The 17,709-nt window shown below is 58.8% G+C and carries 15 protein-coding genes; 1 reads left to right on the forward strand and 14 read right to left on the reverse strand.

Going from position 1 to position 17,709, the window contains the following annotated elements; translation table 11 throughout:
- Window positions 1–42: 42 nt before the first annotated feature.
- Together ACZ5DH_RS04020 and ACZ5DH_RS04025 are read right to left on the reverse strand one after the other, a co-directional pair.
- The gene (locus ACZ5DH_RS04020) at window positions 43–774 is read right to left on the reverse strand and encodes an ATP-binding protein (protein WP_464255861.1); all 732 of its coding nucleotides are present in this window, start codon (window positions 772–774) and stop codon (window positions 43–45) included.
- Window positions 775–777: 3 nt separating this feature from the next.
- Window positions 778–1,434 carry an HAD family hydrolase gene (locus ACZ5DH_RS04025; RefSeq protein WP_464255862.1) on the reverse strand — a complete coding sequence of 219 codons (657 nt, stop codon included), beginning with the start codon at window positions 1,432–1,434 and terminating at the stop codon, window positions 778–780.
- Window positions 1,435–1,726: 292 nt separating this feature from the next.
- Here ACZ5DH_RS04025 and ACZ5DH_RS04030 point away from each other — a divergent pair, with 292 nt between their 5' ends.
- Window positions 1,727–2,623, forward strand: a complete 897-nt coding sequence (locus ACZ5DH_RS04030) for a Rossmann-fold NAD(P)-binding domain-containing protein (RefSeq protein ID WP_464255863.1) — start codon at window positions 1,727–1,729, stop codon at window positions 2,621–2,623.
- A 486-nt stretch (window positions 2,624–3,109) separates the two neighbouring features.
- Here ACZ5DH_RS04030 and ACZ5DH_RS04035 read toward each other — a convergent pair whose 3' ends face one another.
- From ACZ5DH_RS04035 to ACZ5DH_RS04090, 12 genes are all read right to left on the reverse strand, one after another.
- The gene (locus ACZ5DH_RS04035) at window positions 3,110–3,694 is read right to left on the reverse strand and encodes a serine/threonine protein kinase (protein WP_464255864.1); all 585 of its coding nucleotides are present in this window, start codon (window positions 3,692–3,694) and stop codon (window positions 3,110–3,112) included.
- Window positions 3,676–4,458, reverse strand: a complete 783-nt coding sequence (queC, locus tag ACZ5DH_RS04040) for a 7-cyano-7-deazaguanine synthase QueC (protein WP_464255865.1) — start codon at window positions 4,456–4,458, stop codon at window positions 3,676–3,678. Before queC ends, ACZ5DH_RS04035 begins: the two co-directional genes overlap by 19 nt.
- Entirely contained in the window at window positions 4,455–5,423 is a 969-nt protein-coding gene (locus ACZ5DH_RS04045; protein ID WP_464255866.1) for a thermonuclease family protein, read from the reverse strand. Before ACZ5DH_RS04045 ends, queC begins: the two co-directional genes overlap by 4 nt.
- A gap of 144 nt (window positions 5,424–5,567) precedes the next feature.
- On the reverse strand, window positions 5,568–7,337 hold the full coding sequence (gene rpoD / locus ACZ5DH_RS04050) for an RNA polymerase sigma factor RpoD (protein WP_179979344.1): 1,770 nt from the start codon (window positions 7,335–7,337) through the stop codon (window positions 5,568–5,570).
- The gene (dnaG, locus tag ACZ5DH_RS04055) at window positions 7,324–9,066 is read right to left on the reverse strand and encodes a DNA primase (RefSeq protein WP_464255867.1); all 1,743 of its coding nucleotides are present in this window, start codon (window positions 9,064–9,066) and stop codon (window positions 7,324–7,326) included. The genes rpoD and dnaG overlap by 14 nt, the downstream gene beginning before the upstream one ends.
- 523 nt (window positions 9,067–9,589) lie before the next feature.
- A complete protein-coding gene (locus ACZ5DH_RS04060) occupies window positions 9,590–12,040 on the reverse strand; it encodes an endonuclease MutS2 (protein WP_464255868.1) in 2,451 nt (816 codons plus the stop codon).
- Between the two features lie 275 nt (window positions 12,041–12,315).
- Window positions 12,316–12,783 carry a GatB/YqeY domain-containing protein gene (locus ACZ5DH_RS04065; protein ID WP_464255869.1) on the reverse strand — a complete coding sequence of 156 codons (468 nt, stop codon included), beginning with the start codon at window positions 12,781–12,783 and terminating at the stop codon, window positions 12,316–12,318.
- Window positions 12,784–12,892: 109 nt separating this feature from the next.
- Window positions 12,893–13,096, reverse strand: coding sequence for a 30S ribosomal protein S21 (gene rpsU / locus ACZ5DH_RS04070; protein ID WP_040368982.1), 204 nt, complete (start codon window positions 13,094–13,096; stop codon window positions 12,893–12,895).
- 361 nt (window positions 13,097–13,457) lie between these two features.
- The gene (locus ACZ5DH_RS04075; RefSeq protein ID WP_179981664.1) at window positions 13,458–13,730 is read right to left on the reverse strand and encodes an HU family DNA-binding protein; all 273 of its coding nucleotides are present in this window, start codon (window positions 13,728–13,730) and stop codon (window positions 13,458–13,460) included.
- 118 nt (window positions 13,731–13,848) lie between these two features.
- Window positions 13,849–14,688, reverse strand: a complete 840-nt coding sequence (gene rsmA, locus ACZ5DH_RS04080; protein WP_464255870.1) for a 16S rRNA (adenine(1518)-N(6)/adenine(1519)-N(6))-dimethyltransferase RsmA — start codon at window positions 14,686–14,688, stop codon at window positions 13,849–13,851.
- 6 nt (window positions 14,689–14,694) lie between these two features.
- Complete coding sequence (gene fusA / locus ACZ5DH_RS04085; protein ID WP_464255871.1) at window positions 14,695–16,737, reverse strand: elongation factor G; 2,043 nt, start codon at window positions 16,735–16,737, stop codon at window positions 14,695–14,697.
- Between the two features lie 24 nt (window positions 16,738–16,761).
- A complete protein-coding gene (locus tag ACZ5DH_RS04090) occupies window positions 16,762–17,709 on the reverse strand; it encodes a hypothetical protein (protein WP_464255872.1) in 948 nt (315 codons plus the stop codon).

Here is a 17,709-nt window from a genome sequence, read left to right on the forward strand (position 1 = left end):
GGCTATTTGTTTGTACAGACAGTAAGAGCGTCGCTGTTCATGTTACACCGCAACTATATGGCATTCCACAGGAATATCGCTTTGCGCATCCTTAAGGGCTTGCTGCACCAGTCGTTCAAGTCCGCCACAGCACGGCACGCTCATGCGCAACACCGTGAGTCTGGCTATCTGCCCAGATTTTATGATGGCCGTGAGTTTTTCCAGCAAGGCCGCGTTGTCTTCAAGTTTGGGGCAGGCAATAATGGGAATGCGGCCCGCAATCCAGTCCTTGTGCAGGTTCGGCAGGGCAAAACCGGCGCAGTGGGCGGCCAGCAGCACATGCGCGCCCTTGAGAAAGGCGGCGGTGGGCGGCACAAGGCGCAACTGTATGGGCCACGAGGGCAACTCGGTGGCAAGACCGGGATTTGCGGCCACAACACCGAGGTTTAACGGTTTGAGGGCGCGCGCCATGCTTCCGGGGCAACCGCCGGTTTTATGCGGCATGCCGTGCGAAAGCCCGTGCGGGCCGTGCCCGGCAGGCTTGCCTGCCAGCCCTTCGCGTTCAGCCTTGGCGGCGAGGGCCTCCTCTTCATCAAACTCATCCGCCTCACGCTCAATAAGCTGTAAAGCGCCCTCAGGGCAGTTCAGACAGGCGCCCAGACCATCGCAGTAAGAGTCTTTTATGAGTTTGGCCTTGCCGTCAACAATGGCCAGAGCGCCCTCGGCGCAGTCCAGTATACACTGGCCGCAGCCAGTGCACTTTTCTTCATCAATCTGAATAATGAGACGTTTCATATGTTATTCCTCTTCCGCCAGTGTCGGCAGTTGGGAAGGACTGTTAATAATATGGTCGGCACCGGCACGGCGCAGTTCTTCTGCCCCCCGGAATCCCCAGGTCACGCCTACAGAAACCACGCCCGCATTATGTGCGGTCAGCACATCCACATCGCTGTCGCCCACATACAGAGTTTGCGGGACAGAAATATGCATTGATTCCATCATGTCCAGAAGGGCACGAGGGTGTGGTTTCAGCGGTGCGTCCTTTCGGGCGCCACGAACCAGGGTAAAGGGAATGCCGGAAAAATAGTGCCGCACGACTTCCAGGGTGTGTTCTTCAGGCTTGTTGGAAAGAACCGCCAGAGGGTGTCCGGCGGCCAGCAGATTCTCCAAGGTTGCCATAACGCCATCGTAGGGGCGGCTGTGCTCACACATATGCTGCCCATAGTAGTGGCGGGCTTCTCCCTCGATCTGCGCCATGGCCTGTTCGTCAAGGCTGACGTCTGCGGGCAGGGTGCTGCGCACAAGTTTGCCAAAGCCGTTTCCCACAAAATGCCTGTAGCTCGAGAGTGGGTGTGTGGGGTAGCCATGTTTTTCAAGTATGGCGTTGCAGGCGCCGCCTATGTCGGCAAGAGAATCGAGCAGGGTTCCGTCGAGATCAAAGAAAAAGGCTTTCATCAAAACTCCCGTTGGTCCGTGGTAACAGTAGAAGCCCCACAATGGCGTTGTAAAAACATTGTAGCGGAAAAGCAGTACAAATCACAAGTCCGCACCCGTGCAAAAAAGCATCAAGGTGAATTTTACGCACAGGATTGACTGCTGGCCCCATAGTGTCGGGCTGTTTTTTGTACAAAGGCTTCGCGTATGGTGTCAAATGGTTGCACCGTGCTTCTGGACAGAGACACGGCGCCTTGTTAGAGTCTTAGCACCAGGCTGAATCAACGTATGTGACCCTGGTCACGGAGGATTTATGGCACGACATATTTTAACTCTCAAGAATATGGGCGAGAAGGCATCCTGGCTCCTTGTGCAACAGGCCATGGGCATGCCGGACGCTAAAACCCGCACCAATTTTATGAATGAGCGAGTGGCAATGCTCATATTTGCCGACTATTCCTTGCCGGAGCGGCTTTGCGTTTCGGCTGCGGTGCGGCAAATGGGCGGGGCTGTGGTATATGAAGGCAACCGTACTGTCTGGCGAAAAGAATTGGCGGCCTTTCGTGAACAGCTTATGCCGATCTTCAGTTATTATGTGGATTGTCTCTATACCTATGGCTTGTCTGTGGGTTCCTGGAATCCGGACCGACTTGCCTTGCGGTTTCCGATCATCAACGCGGGCAGCCCCGACGCGCACCCAGCGCACGCCCTGGCTGACATCGCCTGCATGCTCCGCAATTCCAAGGACCTTCGCAATGTGACCTGCGCCTGGATCGGCTGCCTCAATGGCACCCTGCATTCCCTGGTGACGGCCACGGAGTGGTTCCACTTCAACCTGCGCATAGCCCTGCCGCCGCATGTGGAGTCAACGTCTCTCAAAGTAGAAGCCGCGCGACTGGGACGCAAAATTGAATTTGTGGATACGCCCGAAGAAGCTGTGAAAGGCGCGGATTACATCTCGGTAGGCTGCCGGGGCGGTCTTACCGCTGAAGAATATGATGACTGGAGCGTGAGCGAGGATCTGTTGGCCAAGGCAAAGCCGTCCGCCAGGGTCATGCTTGGCGCAGCGCCTGCCGAAGCCATCATGGTGAGCAGCAACATCATGCGCAACGGCAAAACGTCCATGCTGGCGCAACAGTCCGAATACCGGCTGCGCATGCACAAGCGCATGCTGCACTGGGTGTTCCTGGATAATGACGACGATATGTAAAACTTCCGGACAAGCTGCTTTTGAGCGTGTTCATCCACAAAATTCAGGTCATGCCAGTTACGGCGCACAATCCCGCGCATAAGCAGCAGCGCCGTCTTTGCCCGCACGAGGCGGCGGGCAAAGACTGAAGCTGCGTTTGACTCCTTACTGGCGGGCTTTCGTTCGCGTGGACGCCTGAACCTTTTTGGGCAGTTTTACGGGGAATGCTTTGTGGGGGGGACCTTTTTGCAAAAGGGTTTCTCCCCCACGCCCCACCCCCTGAAACTCTTAGTGTATTTACGTCTGCTACAAAGGGTTTTCTTGTGGGGATACAGAGACAGTGTCTTTCAGGCGTCATGCCATTTCAAAGTTGACATTCTGCCGAGAATGCGATTTTCGGCAGAATATACGTACAGTGCGGCGCGCCGCATTCGCAACGTTGCGATGCTCCAGCGTAAAAAAAGCCCGCCAGTAAAACGGGCGGGCTTTTTTTACGCAGCGAACATGTCAGTCCGCCAGAATTTCATAGTGTTCCAGCTTGTCCCACACGGCGCTGATCAGCATGGCCATAATGGCCGCCAGGCGTGCCATGGACTGATTGTCCAGAGGCGTGGCCTCGCCTCGAACCCGGGCCGTTTCCATAGCAAGGCGCTGGCAGAAAAGTTCAGGACATTGTGACTGCTGCCCCTGGGCCAGCAACGGCATGTATTGGGCAAAGGGGCCATCCACAAAGGCTTCCAGTTCCGTGCCCGCGTCCTTTGTGCTTTTGCCGGGGGCTTCGGGGCGGTCTGCGCCCTGGCAGTGCTGTGCAGCCTGATTTTGGTCAGCGTGCTGCAAAAGGTTGCCTGTCTGGCGCAGGTAGCCCATAAGCACACTGTTGGGAGCGTACTGCATAAGGCCCGCCGTGACCACCGCATGGGTGAAGGCGCGCCATTCTGAACAAAAGCAGATGGCGCCCGGGCCATCAAGATAGCCGGACGGCAACTGGGCGCTGTGCGCCAGGCGCACCATGCCTTCCACATCCGTATTGATGGCAAAAAGAATGCAGGCCGCTTCAATGCCTTGTGCGGCAGTCAATTGTTTTTTTGACATATTTTATCACTTTCAGTCTGGCGGGCGGCCACATACTCGGCATACCCCGCTGCCCGCAACCGGCAGGCCGGGCACTGGCCGCAGCCATAGCCCCAGGTGTGACGGTTGCCGCGCTGGCCCGCGTAACATGTATGGCTTTCCTTAACAATCATATCCACCAGAGCGGAGCCGCCCAGGTTGCACGCCAGGGTCCAGGCGTCTTTTTTGCTGCGCCACATGAGCGGCGTATGTAAAACGTAGTTCGCGCCCATACCCGTGTTCAGGGCCACCTGCATGGCCTTGATGCTGTCATCGCGGCAGTCGGGGTAGCCGGAATAATCGCTCTGGCACACGCCCAGCACCATGTGACGTATGCCCAGGCCGTAAGCCCAGGCTGCCGCGTGCAGAATAAAAATGAGGTTTCGGCCCGGCACAAAGGTGGTGGGCAGGCCGTCAGGCCCCTGCTCTTCAATGGGCGCGGATGATGTCAGGGCCGTATTGGCCAGCTGGCGGAAGAGATCAATATCCAGAAGGCAGTCGGGGCCAAGGCGCTGCCCCCATTGAGGCTTCAGCGCGGCCATCCCCTGTCTGAGGTTCTGGCGGCAGGCCAATTCCACGGAATGGCGCTGTCCATAATCAAAGCCAAGGGTGCGGACATGGCCGAACCGCTCCAAAGCCCAGGCCAGACAGGTGGCGGAATCCTGACCGCCGGAAAAGATGACCAGGGCCGTTTGATCGGCCAGTGGCCCGTGAGTAGTGGTATCCTGTTCGAGAAGTCCGCTCATGGCGTCACCGGCCAGAAGGGGCAAACCCGCGCAGGGGCGTAGCCCGCCATGAAGGCATCCATCAGGTTGCCGAAATAGACACGATTTCTTGGGCGGATGCTCTGGGCTTCGGCACAGTCGGAGGGGAAGAAACGCAGGGACTCCTTGTTGCCAAGGTAAGTGTTTTTGGCCACAGGCTGCGAAAGCAGAAAGCCCCACATGCCGCGCCTTTCGGCAATGGCCTCATGCTGCAGGTTGCGCAGGCGTTCCTGCAATTGCGGGCTCAGGTCGCGGTGCGGATAAAAATAGGCCGCGCCGTTGCGCACCATGATTTCATTGAGGGATCTGCCGTCAGGCAGCAGAACTTCGGCCAGGATGCGGCCATACAGGTCGCGGTGTTTGACGCCCGCCTGAAGAAGTTTCACCTGCTGGCCCTGGGTCAGCGTTGTGAGCTGGTCCCTGGCTTCGCGCGCAAAAAGTTGACCCTTGCGGTCGCCCTTGGCCAGTTCGGGCGCGTCAATACCCGCCAGACGCACGACGCGCCTGTCCGTAAGCTTGAGGGTGTCGCCGTCAAAACAGTTCGCCACAAAACCAAGCGGCTGAGGCAGAGGCGGGGCCTCGGGGGCCGGGCTGGGGGACGCCTGAGTTGCGGGGGCCGTCTGGCTGGCAGCAGGAGCGGTGCTGTCAGGTACTGTGGCGGCAGTCGGTTCAGCGGGCGGAACGTCATCTTCAGCGGTGTCCGTGAGTATTGCCGTGGCGTCACGGGCGCTGTCGGTCTTGTTCGGGATTGCGCCGCCAACAGCGTCCGCGTCGTCCGGAGCGGGAGCTTCAGGCGTGGGAACGGCTGTCTGCTGTTGCGTCTGAGCCCAGCCACAGGTGACAGGTGAAAGGCTCAACAGGGGCAGGAGAGCCAGCAGACAAAGAAGGCCAACTCCCCTGGGCGCACTGTACAGCCGCCCGAACCTGCGCAAAGCTGATACAATCACTATGGTATCCTGCTGCATATGTGAAAAAGTGGCGAAGCTATGCCGCCCCTTTCAAAATTGAGGGTCCCGTAGAACCTGTTTCGGTTCTGTGCGGCCATGAAGCCGTGGCGGCCCGGCACAGAATGCCGGGCCGCCACGCATGAATCAGTTTTCGTAGTACGAGCGCAGGGGCTGGCTGCGAACCGGGTGACGCAGTTTGCGCAGAGCCTTGGCTTCGATCTGCCGGATGCGTTCACGGGTAACGTTAAAGAGCTTGCCCACTTCTTCAAGGGTGTGGTCGCTCTTTTCAGCAATGCCGAAGCGCTTGCGCAGCACCTGTTCCTCACGTGGGGTGAGGTCGGCCAACACAGCGGCCAGCTGCTCGGACAGCTTGGTGTTGATGACTTCTTCAGCCGGGGCCACAGCCTTTTTGTCCTCAATGAAGTCGCCGAGGCTCGAATCTTCTTCATCGCCGATGGGCGTTTCCAGCGAAATGGGTTCCTTGGCGATCTTGAGCACCTTTTTAACCTTTTCCACAGGATATTCCATACGTTCGGCGATTTCTTCCGGGGTGGGGTCGCGGCCCAGTTCCTGCACAAGATAACGCGACGTGCGGATGAGCTTGTTGATGGTCTCAATCATGTGCACGGGTATGCGTATGGTGCGGGCCTGGTCGGCAATGGCGCGGGTGATGGCCTGACGTATCCACCACGTGGCGTAGGTGGAGAACTTGTAGCCGCGCTGGTATTCAAACTTGTCCACAGCCTTCATAAGGCCGATGTTGCCTTCCTGGATGAGATCAAGGAACTGAAGCCCGCGATTGGTGTATTTTTTGGCAATGGATACCACCAGTCGCAGGTTCGAGCGGATGAGCTCCTGCTTGGCGCGCATGGCGGCGGTGTTGCCGCGCTTGATGCGCCACAGCACCTCTTCAAGATCCGTCACGTTGTGGCAGCATTTTTCCTGAAGGCGGCTGAGAATCTCGATCTTGCCGATGATCATTTCCTTGAAGGAAAAAAGCTCGTCCACGCTGAGCTTGAGATCGCGCGCAGCGTCAACGGGGTTCACCTCACGCTTTTCAAGCCCGTCAAACATGGCCTGAATTTCTGCCTGGGTGCGGCCGGTGGAAAGAATGTAGGCCGAAAGGTCGCGCTGGCAGTTGTGCATCTGGCGCACGTAGTCTTCAACCGTTTCAATGATGCGGTCGATGAGGGTTTTTTCCAGCTTGATGTCGCGCAGGCGCGTGACGATTTCTTCCTTGAAGCAGATGATTTCTTTCTGCACGGCAGTGACGCGGCGGTCCATGCAGGCGCATGTATCCAGCTTTTTGTAAATCTTGCGCTTTTTCTTGAAGGTCTGCTTGATTTCGTCAAGCAGCAGAATAACGCGCGAACGCTGGTTCATTTCGTCTTCGCTGGGGTCGTCCTCTTCAATGGTTTTAACCACATCTTTAAGTTTGATGCGGTTCTGGCGCAGGTCTTCGCCGACATTGATGAGTTCTTCTACCGCCACCGGAACTTCAACCAGGGCATAGAGCACGTCCTGCTCGCCCATTTCGATTTTTTTGGCGATGACCACTTCGCCGTCACGGTCCAGCAGGGGAACGGCGCCCATTTCGCGCAAATACATGCGCACGGGGTCGGTGCTGCGTGACGAATAGTCGGCGGACTCTTCGTCTTCGGACAGATCCAGCGAGCTGTCGGTAATTTCTTCATCCGATTCGGTGGCGGCGGCAGAAATCTTTTTGCCGTCCTTTTCCGAATCCACAATAACGATTTCCAGCTGTTCAAAGATGCCGATAATTTCTTCAAATTGCTCGGGCGTGCTCATTTCAACGGGCAGAGCCTTGTTGACCTCTTCAAAAGTCAAAAAGCCCGCGCCCTTGCCTTTAGCAATAAGCGATTGAATCTGCTGGATATCTTTAAGATTGCTCATGCCCTTTCTCCAAGGTTTCCTTAAGTGCGCGAAGATAGTCCAAATCAGCCTCAAAGTCACCTGTGCCGGTATTGGCTCTCAAGGCTGCGGATAGAGATGATTTTTGCGCTGAGGCGTAGTAATTGTTCAGATAATGCCGCAGTGATTCCAGTTCCCTGTCGCCGTTGTCACGCGGTGCGGCCTCCGGGCCGCAACATTTGCACCAGAAGTTTTTTTCTCTCTGGTCCAGTTGATGAAAAACCGCTTCCGGGCCGTGCGTTTCGATCTTGTCCCACAGCTGGCGGGCCACAGGGGATTGCAGAACCAGGTCGGCCCCCATTTCCTGCATGTCCGTCAGCCGGTGCGGGTAGCGCACGGCGAACATCATGACTTCACGATCGCGTATACTCTGTCGCGCGCGCCCGGCCGAAGTCCCGCCAGTTTCGGCGCGCGTTCTGTCGGGCCGTAAACCGCGCGACTGGACAAGCCCCTCGCGCAGGTCGGCCTCTGAAAGTTGAAGATGATTGGCCAGCCGTGAAACATAGGGACTGACCAGCTCGGGAATCTCCACCTGACGCAGGAAGTTTCGCGCCCATTCCACAGTTTCTCGTGGGGCAAGCGCCTTGAGCACATCGACGCAAAACCTGAGGCCGTCCGGGGCCTGGGCCTGCAGTTCCTCAAACGCTTCCGGGCCCGCGCCGCGTAGCAGGCTGTCGATGTCTTCTCCATCGGGCATCAGCACAACCGAGCAGGACAGGCCGCGCGTGAGCAGCATTTCGCACGAACGCAAGGCCGCCTTGCGCCCGGCGCGGTCGCCGTCAAAAAGCAGGGTCATCTGCGACACAAAACCAGAAAGCCGTTTGATCTGCTCCGGCGTCAGCGCCGTGCCAAGTACCCCCACGGCATTGTCATAGCCAAACTGGTGCAGGGTCAGCACGTCCATATACCCTTCGGTCAGCAGTACCCGCCCCTTGGTGACCATGCCCTTGCGGGCCTGCGCCAGACCGTAAAGATGTTCGCCTTTTTTATAGATGGGCGTGTCGGCGCTGTTTATGTACTTTGCTTCATCCTCATCGGCGATGATGCGGCCGCCGAAGGCTATAATCTGGTTGGACAGGCTCTTGATGGGAAAGATGAGCCGCCCCCTGAAGCGGTCATAGGCCCGCCCGTTGCCGGACTGCCCCAGCAGCCCGGATTCAACCGCCATGCGTCCATCAAAGCCCGCGCGCCGCAGCGCATCCGCCAGGGACTGCCACTCTCTCTTGGCCCAGCCAAGACCGAAGCGCTGCACTATTTCCTGGCTCAAGCCGCGCTTGTCTATGTAGGCCCGGCATTCTTCGCCGTCAGGGCCGTTGAGGGTGGCGGCAAAGTGCCCGGCGGCCAGTTCATACATGCGCAGCATCTGCTGTCGCGAGGAGCGGCGTTCACGCTCCTCGCCCTGCTGGCGGGCGCTGTTGTGGCCGCGCTCAATGGTTATACCGGCCTCTGCGGCCAACTGTTCAAGGGTTTCTTTAAAATCCAATCCGTTAATGCGGCTGTAAAAATCAAAGATGTCGCCCGAGGCGTGGCACCCGAAACAGTAAAACAATCCCTGTTCTTCGTTGACGGAAAAGGACGGCTTGGTTTCCTGATGAAAGGGACAGGGCGCCACCCAACGTGGGCCGTTGCGCCTGAGTTCCACATAGCGGCGCACGATGTCCACAATATTCATGCGCTCCTTGATGGCGCGTATGGCATCCTTGGACTGCATTGCAGATTCTTTTCCTTGGTCAGAGAACGGTATGCGTGTGTTTCGGCACTGTCGTCGTCAGTGGCGACAGCCTGTTACGCAAAAATCCTGTTCTCTGGCAGTAACAAAACGTGTTTCGTCAGAATGCTGCCCGGCTGCTTCCAACGCAAAATTCTGCAGCCCCATATCCTGCCCGGAACGCCATTATCAGAGCGTTTTTGTCTTGAAATGCCTGGGCGGCTGCATGAGCCACCGCCCACTCTGAAAGCGTAAACACTGTGTCTTAGAGCAATTTCACTAGCGATGCTGTCGCCATCCGCAAGGCTTCTTCGTCGCCTAACGGCTGCCGTTTGAAATTGCTCTGCTGACGCGAAGGCGGCAGCCGCCACGAAGTGGCGTGGACTCTGGCGAAAACCACGTTTTTCGCCAGAATGCTGCTTTGAAACAAGGAGTGTTTCAAAAGCAAAATGCTCTAAATACTTCGCGGCGGGCTACACTCGCGTTCAGCAGTAGAACATGTACTTTTTTTCAAAGGTAAAATGCTCTAACGCAGGGTTACAATGGTCATGCCGTCGCCCCCCTGATCTTCAGGGGCGAGACTGAAATTTTCCACTGCCGGAAAGGCCCGCAAAAATTCATGAACCTGTCGCCGCAAGGCTCCTGTGCCGCGTCCATGCACAACTTCCACTTCCCCGAAACCCGCCAGCAGCGCTTTGTCCATAAAGCGTTCCAGCTCCGCAAGCGCTACATCGGCACGAAGGCCCCGCATGTCAAGACGTAGTGACGCTCCATCGGCCGCTCCGGCAGGTCGGGCTGCCCCGCCGCTTTCAGACGCAACAGGCTGGCGCGGCGCATTGTCCAGAATGGAAGAGGGCTTGCCGGAAGAACTTTGGACAGCCTGACGGCCCGGTATGCGCAAAGCCTTCATGTCGGCCCAGAGGTTCACGCCGTTCATGTCCAGACGCACGCGGCTGCGGCGTTCGTCCACATCGGTGACCACGCCGCGCTTGTTGAAAATGGTGTGCAGCACTTGCTGGCCCACAACAAAATGCTCCGGACTGGGCAAAACAGATTTATTTTGCGTGGCTTCACTTTCCGTTGCCAGCGACGCACGCAACCGGGACATTTCTTTCAGGGCCTGCTTGTGCGTAGCGCGGCCTTCTTTCCAGGCGCGCATAAGTTCGGTAGCCTTGGCGCGCACATCGTCATGCAGGCGCAGGCGTTCTTTTTCCATCTTTTCGCGCTCAAGCTTGGTGGCCGTGCGCGCCTTGTCCTGCTCCTGCCGGAGGAGAGCAAGCTCTTCTTCACGCTGGGCGGCAAGATCGTTCAGGCGTCCAAGCAAGGTTGTGGCGTCCTGACCGTCTTGCAGCAAATAGTGTTCAGCCCGGCGCACGATGCTCTCCGGCAGGCCGTGTTCGCGCGCCACGTCCAGAGCCTGGCTGGCTCCAACCTGGTCATAAGCCAGCTTGAACAAAGGCTTTTTGCTCTGGGGATCAAAGAGCATCGAGGCCGCCCTGGCACCTTCCCTGGTAAGGGCGTAGCTCTTGAGCGCGGGAAAATGTGTGGCCGCCAGAACAAAGGTATGTTTGTCCAGCAATTCGTCAAGTACCGCCTGGGCCAAAGCCGCGCCCTGGGCCGGATCCGTCCCCGCGCCAAACTCGTCCAGCAGCACAATGCCGCTGGCGTCAAGATGTTTCCATGCCTTGGCCAGGTGTTCTATCTGGGCCGTGAAGGTGGACACGTTGTCCGCAAGGCTCTGTTCGTCACCGATGAAGGCGTCCATACGGCTGAACCACGGCAAATGCGAACCAGATCCCACAGGCACGGGCAGTCCGCTCAGCGTCATGGCAGCGATAAGGCCGAGGGTCTTCAGGCAGACGGTCTTGCCGCCCGCGTTGCCGCCTGTAATGACCAGGGCGCGCTCGCCGGGGCGCAGGATGATGTCCAGCGGGCGTACGGAAGCAGCGGACGCGCCCGTGCTTTTTGAACCCTGAGCTGCGGCGTCGTTGGCCGCCTTTGCCCTGTTGAGCACAAGCAGGGGGTGCCGGGCCTCAAGCAGCTGTATGCCCTCGGCCACGGGGGTAAGCGGCAGGCAGCGCCCGTCCAGCAAGGCGGCCAGACGACGTTTGGCCTGCAAAAGGTCAAGCTGCGCAAGAAGTTCAAGCGCCGCCTGAGCCCCAGGCAGTTCGGCTTCCAGCAGGCCGCGCAGGTAGAGCAGCACCTTGCGCTCTTCTTCTCGCTCCTCACGCTTGAGTTCCTGAAGACGGTTGTTGATCTCCACCAGAAACATCGGCTCGAAATAGCAGGTTTCGCCCGTCTGCGACCAGTCGTGGATGATGCCCTGCATGCGACCCTTGAAGTTGGCCTTGAGGGGCAGCACATAGCGGTCTGACGAAAGGGTCATGAACTCGTCCTGCAGGTAGGCCAGCATGTTGTACTGCAGGGCAAAGTCCTTGACCTTGCGCATGCAGCTCTGGTGCAGGCGGCGCAGTTCGCCTCGCAGGCGATAGAGTTCGGGCGAGCTTTCGTCCTTCAGAAGGCCGTCATCAGAAATGCAGCGCAAGAGGGCGGCTGTAAGCTGCACCGGCAGGGGAGCGCCGTCGGCCATAGCCAGAAGGTGCGGCCACTGCCGTGGCGCATCGGGCACAGCGATGGAGGCATGGGCTTCGCGCGCCAGACGGAGCACTTCCCGCAGCGCCCAGAAGGCGTCCACGTCGGGCTGAAAGGCGTGGGCGCGCGCGGTTTGCGCCGCGTGCAGAAAGCCCGATACGTCGGGAAAGGCGTTAAGCGTAAAGACCGCGCCGCCAGACGCCGGACGCGAGGACCAGTCCGCGGCTTCCTCATAAACGCGCGCGGCAAGATTCACGTCCTCCGCCGTGTCCAGCGGGGTCAGGTTCAGGGCGCGTTCACGTCCGACGCCTGAAATGCACAGCGAGGAGAGATGGCTGGTAATGTGATGGTATTCAAGGGCCTGGAGCGTGCGGGTATGGATCATGCTGATGCCTCAAAAGCGATGGTACGGCGAACCGCAGAAAAAAGGGCGCACGAAATGTCAGGCCTTGCAGCCCGGATGGTATGGAGGGCGCTTCTTCGCCAGGCACACAGTCTTTCCATTTGCGAGGCAACTCCCGGCTGGACGGTATATCTGGCCATGGCGATTGACGCTGGAATGCTGCGGCATGCCCACCTGCGGGAATGCGGCTTGAAAATGGAGCGCGACCGCTTTACGCCGAAGGATGTCACAAAATATCCTTCGGCAGTGCGGAATGGTCAGGACTGCAGGCGCTTTTTGACGGCCTCGGACAGAACCTTGCCGTCCACCTGGCCCTTGTGCCCGGCCATGATGGCGGAAATAACCCGGCCCATGTCCTTGGGGGATGTTGCGCCAAGTTCAGCCACTGTGGACTCGATAAGAGCCTGCAGTTCTTCCTGGCTGAGAGCCTTGGGCAGGTATTCCTTGAGCACGGCCAGTTCAGCCGCTTCTTTGTCCGCCAGATCAGGGCGCTGCGCAGCAGTGTACTGTTCGATGGAGTCCTGGCGCTGTTTGCCTTCCTTGACGATAACGTCAAGCATTTCTTCATCGGAAAGGCTGCCACCGGGCCGCCGCATGTCCACCAGGCGGTTTTTGACCGCCGTTTTCAGCAGGCGCAGCACAGTGAGCCGCACGCTGTCTTTAGCCTTGTAGGCCTGGATGTAGTCTTTTTCGATCTGCTCAAAAAGCGTGGTGGTGACGGTCATAACAGTAGTGGGGGTGAAGTGTGGAGTAATGCAGAAAATGCGGGAAACCCCAAGGGGCTTCCCGCATGACGGCCGGATGAAGGCCCCGGGCGCATATATGCGCAGCCGGTTAAGCCATGTTCATCTTCCTGATTTTTTTCATCAGCCGCTTCCGGGCGGCGGCCTTTTTCTTTTTGCGCATAACGCTGGGCTTTTCGTAGTGCTGGCGTTTTTTCATTTCTGAAAGAACACCGGCCTTTTCTACCTGCTTCTTAAAGCGACGCAGCGCGATGTCAAAGTTATAATCGTCTTCGTTAAGAAAAACTCCGGGCAAGAAAATCACCCCCTTCGGCGGCAGGGCTGGCTCTTGGCAGCCCCCAAAATAACCGTCAACGGTCTTACCCGTATACGGACAGCGACAGAGTCGCCAAATGAGTTGGTTATATAGCCCGCATACTGTAAAAGGGCAAGTCTTTTTTCAATGAAACAGAGTGGGGCGGAAGGCGGGGCCGCATCACCGCGCCGCAACGGTCGGGACGGGTTGAAAACCTGAGATAACATGCATGTCTTCGGTCCCAGTCGCCTTCGGCATACATGTTATCTGAGGTTTGTTCCCGAATTTGCCCGGCATCGGCCACAGCCATGACGGGCATTTCGGGTTTGGCCGCTATACCATGCGGCATGGCGGCGGAAGATCAGTTTAAAGAGTCTTTGAGCATCTTGCCGGGGCGGAATTTGAGAATTTTGCACGCGGGAATGGTAAGCGTGTCGCCGGTACGGGGATTGCGGCCCTGCCGGGCTTTGCGGTGCTCTACCGCAAAGGTGCCAAAGCCAGTAAGAGTGAGTTTGGATTCCTTGACAAGGGCGTCTTCGACGGAAGCGAGAAAAGCGTTGAGGGCCCGCTCAGCAGCGGCCTTGGTCAGATTGGCCTTGGCAGCGATTTTTTCAACCAGATCGGCCTTAGTCATCAGCATGTCCTCCTGAAAAGTTCCCCGGCATTGTTTTCAAGTGGCCTTGCAAGACCACTTGCCTGAAATACGCTAATATCACACAACGCAGCAAGATTATGGATAGACTGAAAACTTTTTATGCCCTGTTGTCAAGCAGTGACGCCCAAAAAGCGGAAATGCGCTGAAAATCGTGGTGAGAAAGCACTTCTGGACGTAAATTGGGCGCAATTTGGGTACTTTCGAATGCTTTTTCAAGACAAGGTTGAGCCGCGCGGCGAAAAATTCCGCCGAGTTGCTTGCGCCTTTGCTGAAAACAGATACGCAACAGTCGGGACAAGAGCGCGGGATGCGCAGGGCGCTCGCAGAGGGGCAGAGGGGTGAAGCTCAAGACCGCAGAGTCCACCTTTGGCGGTGGACTGAAGGCTCCCGGCCCCACCACAAACTCCATGCGTGGGCGGGAATAGCTCTGCACCCAGACAGAAAGCGCCCCGTAATGCCCGGTGTCCGGCTGTGCCGCAAGACGTTGCCCCACTTCTTTCTGCACCATGAAGGCCGCCATCTGCCAGCCTTCGGACAGGGAAACGATGTCCCATATAAGCGGGGAGGCCACATTGTAGGGCAGGTTGCCTATGACCTTCCACGGTTCCTGCACGCGGATGCGCCGCCAGTCAAACCGCAGGGCATCGGCAAGCACCGCCTGCGTGTTCGCGCCTCCCAGGCGCTGGCGCTCGGCGGCCCAATGGCGGTCTTTTTCGATCAGCAGCAGTCGGGCGTGCGGGGCGGCCTCGATGGCGCGGGTCAACGCACCGGGGCCGGGGCCGATTTCAACGATGCGGTCATGGGCGCACGGGGCGATAAGGGCCGCAATGCGGTGGCAGATATCTTCACGGCGCAGAAAATGCTGGCCAAGGCTTTTTTTGGCGCGGGGGGCATGCCCCTTGCCGCTGGTTTCTGTGGTGTGGTTCGTCACGGGCATCGGGCCTCAGGGCAGGTCAAAGCGGTCAAAGGTCAATACCAGCCCGGCCCGGCCCTGAGTGGCCGAGCGAAGGGAGGTGGAAAAGCCGAACAAGCGGCGCAGCGGAGCGGTGCCGCTCAGAATTTTGCGTGTTCCGTTGTCTTCAAGATTTTCAACCTTGCCGCCGCAGGTGTTGAACAGGCTGATTGACGGGCCCAGAAAATCTTCAGGAACAACTATCTCCACGCGCATGACAGGCTCCATGACAACAGGAGAAGCCGCGGCCACAGCCTCGCGCAGGGCCTGGCCTGCCGCCATGCGGCAGCCGGGCAGGGTGGTCAGTCCTTCGCGCCGTTCAACACTGGTGAGAACCACCTCCACATCTTCCACCGGGTAGCCTGTGAGTTCGCCACTCTGCAAGGCGTCGCGCACGCCCTCGAGCGCCGCGTCAAGATATATCTGGGGCAGCAGCTTGCGGGCCTCGGCAGGGTCAGCAGGCAAAAAATCGCCCACAGTCACCAGATTGCCGCTGCCGCGCGGGCGCGGCGACACACAAAGCGCAACCGCTCCCTGGTGGTGCTCCTTGCCAAGTTCACGGTCAAAAACCACACTGGCGTCAGCGGACTTGCGTATGGTTTCGCGCAGAACCACCTGAGGGTTCCCCGCACGAGGGCTGATGCCGTATTCACGCCGCATGCGCTCCAGCAGCACATCCAGGTGCAGTTCGCCCATGCCGGAAACCATGCGCGCGCCCGTGTCGTCATCCAGTTGCGCCCTGAGCGTCGGGTCTTCCTCAACATAGCGGGCCAGGGCCTCGTCAAGAACCTTGCCTTCATCGGCATTGCGCGGCTCAAGGGCAAGCGTGATGACCGGCGCGTTGGCCTCAATGCTTTCAAGCGTCAGAGGCCGCTCGCGCGCGGTATAGGTTTCTCCCGTATGGGCAGAGCGTAGCCCCACGGCAACCACTATTTCACCCGCGCCAGCCTCTTCAAGCTGCTCGCGCCTGTCGGCATGGGGCCGGTACAGGCGGCCCAGGCGGTCGTCCTTGTTCTGCGCTGCATTGCGCAAATTGTCCCCTTCATGAATGCGCCCCGCATACACGCGGACGAAGGAGTGCTTACGGTTTTCTTCGAGCAGGACTTTAAAAACCAGGGCAACGGCCGGGGCATCGGGATCAGGAGTAACGGTAATTTCTTTTCCCTGGGGGTCCACGCCCACGGGCACCGGCACGTCCAGTGGCGAGGGCAGCCAGCGGCAAACGGCGTCCAGTACGGGCTGCACGCCCGCGTTGCGCAGGGCGGAGCCGCAGAGAACAGGAGTGATGCGCCGCGCCAGGGTGGCCCGTCGAAGGGCCGCATGGATGTCATTGATGCCGAATGCGCCTTCAAGGTAGGGCTCAAGAAAGTCTTCATCGGCTTCGGCCAGTTTTTCCAGCAGCAGTTCACGCCAGGGAGAGGCCAGCGCGGCCTGTTCCGCCGTGAAGGGGGTGCGGCCTATGGTCTGACCCTGATCGTCTTCGTCAAACGTCAGGCATTCTTCATGAATAAGGTCAAGAACAGCGCTGAAGTCCTCACCCTGGCCAAAGGGGACCGTAACGGCCACGGCGTTGGCCTGAAGCCGCTGGCGCATGGCTTCAAGAACGGATTCAAAATTCGCTCCCAGCCTGTCCATCTTGTTGATGAAGGCTATTTTGGGCACACCGAAGTCTTCCGATTGCCGCCACACGGTTTCAGATTGCGGCTCCACGCCGCCCACGGCGCAAAAGACGCCCACGGCTCCGTCCAGCACGCGCAGGGAGCGCTCGACCTCAATGGTGAAGTCCACGTGGCCGGGAGTGTCTATAAGGTTGATGGTGTGGTCGTTCCACTGGCAGGTGGTGCAGGCCGACATGATGGTGATGCCGCGCTCCTGTTCTTCGGGCATGTAGTCCATGGTGGCGGCGCCGTCGTGTACTTCGCCCATCCGGTGAATTTTGCGGCTGTAGAAAAGCATGCGCTCAGACAGTGTGGTCTTGCCGGCGTCAATATGGGCAATAATGCCGATGTTGCGGATGCGGTTGATGTGGGACATGACGGCTCCAGAGCACAGGGTTTATTACAGCATGCCAAATGTCAGGCAACGCACGCGGAAAAAATCCGGCGTAAGGCCGGGGTGCAGCCAAAAACCCTCGCAGCCCGGCGTCAGGGTCAGGCCCGGGCCGCTGGCGGAAAAGGCTTTGCCATGCAGAATATCTGCCTGCTCGTGGTCGCCGGAAGCCAGATAAAGGGCATCCGGCAATTGCGCATCCCGCGCAAGCGGTATGGGCGTGCCGTGCGGGTCGCCAATGGGCAAATGGGCCGCGATGCTTGTGGCCGCGTCCAGAGCTTCTGCCTGGGCAAAATACAAGGCCTCAAGATCAATGCGGCTGCCATCGTCCGCGAGGTTCTGTCCGTTAATGGAAGTATCGGCTTCCACCAGGGCAAGTTTCGGCGGACGATATTCCTGCCAGCAGGGCAGGCCCATGCTCTGGGCCAGTTCCACGGTGGGGGCCAGTTCGCCCGCGTGCAGCAGCACCAGCCTGCCAGGACCGGGGCGGCATTCTTCAAGCAATCTGTGAAGGCCGGGGGAGTCCAGCACAAAGATGTCTTCAACACCGCTGAGTTCAAGGCTGACGAGGGCTGATCGGTGGGGCTGGCCGCCCACACAGACGGCCCCTATCTGCGGAACCCCGGCCAGAATGGCCGGAATGCAGGCGGCCGCCAGCCTGGCGGCCGCCGCGTAGGCAGGGGTAAAGGCAACTATGGCCCAAGGGGCGGCATGGCTTTCGCCACGCCGCCAGAACCCCAGATGCCCGTCGCTTCGCATGTCCCGCAACTGACCAGGATCAGAGCCAAAGTGCATATGGGCCAGGGCAAGGCCTGTTTTGACCGCCGCCCGCCATTGCGGTGGGGTGTCCTCATAGGCCTGGGCCGCAAGGCTGTCATTAAGGCGCGCTTCTTCAACCCATTGGGGCCAGGAAGCGCCCTGTGCGGCTTCAGAATTCTGATCCGTTAAAAAGGCCAT

This window comes from Desulfovibrio simplex (genome assembly GCF_055387835.1).

What these genes read in the sequence shown, in the direction of transcription:
- ACZ5DH_RS04020 (WP_464255861.1), bottom strand. Translation starts at nt 774, where the DNA reads ATGAAACGTCTCATTATTCAGATTGATGAAGAAAAGTGCACTGGCTGC.
- ACZ5DH_RS04025 (WP_464255862.1), bottom strand. Translation starts at nt 1,434, where the DNA reads ATGAAAGCCTTTTTCTTTGATCTCGACGGAACCCTGCTCGATTCTCTT.
- ACZ5DH_RS04030 (WP_464255863.1), top strand. Translation starts at nt 1,727, where the DNA reads ATGGCACGACATATTTTAACTCTCAAGAATATGGGCGAGAAGGCATCC.
- ACZ5DH_RS04035 (WP_464255864.1), bottom strand. Translation starts at nt 3,694, where the DNA reads ATGTCAAAAAAACAATTGACTGCCGCACAAGGCATTGAAGCGGCCTGC.
- queC (WP_464255865.1), bottom strand. Translation starts at nt 4,458, where the DNA reads ATGAGCGGACTTCTCGAACAGGATACCACTACTCACGGGCCACTGGCC.
- rpoD (WP_179979344.1), bottom strand. Translation starts at nt 7,337, where the DNA reads ATGAGCAATCTTAAAGATATCCAGCAGATTCAATCGCTTATTGCTAAA.
- dnaG (WP_464255867.1), bottom strand. Translation starts at nt 9,066, where the DNA reads ATGCAGTCCAAGGATGCCATACGCGCCATCAAGGAGCGCATGAATATT.
- ACZ5DH_RS04060 (WP_464255868.1), bottom strand. Translation starts at nt 12,040, where the DNA reads ATGATCCATACCCGCACGCTCCAGGCCCTTGAATACCATCACATTACC.
- ACZ5DH_RS04065 (WP_464255869.1), bottom strand. Translation starts at nt 12,783, where the DNA reads ATGACCGTCACCACCACGCTTTTTGAGCAGATCGAAAAAGACTACATC.
- ACZ5DH_RS04075 (WP_179981664.1), bottom strand. Translation starts at nt 13,730, where the DNA reads ATGACTAAGGCCGATCTGGTTGAAAAAATCGCTGCCAAGGCCAATCTG.
- rsmA (WP_464255870.1), bottom strand. Translation starts at nt 14,688, where the DNA reads ATGCCCGTGACGAACCACACCACAGAAACCAGCGGCAAGGGGCATGCC.
- fusA (WP_464255871.1), bottom strand. Translation starts at nt 16,737, where the DNA reads ATGTCCCACATCAACCGCATCCGCAACATCGGCATTATTGCCCATATT.
- ACZ5DH_RS04090 (WP_464255872.1), bottom strand. Translation starts at nt 17,709, where the DNA reads ATGGCCTTTTTAACGGATCAGAATTCTGAAGCCGCACAGGGCGCTTCC.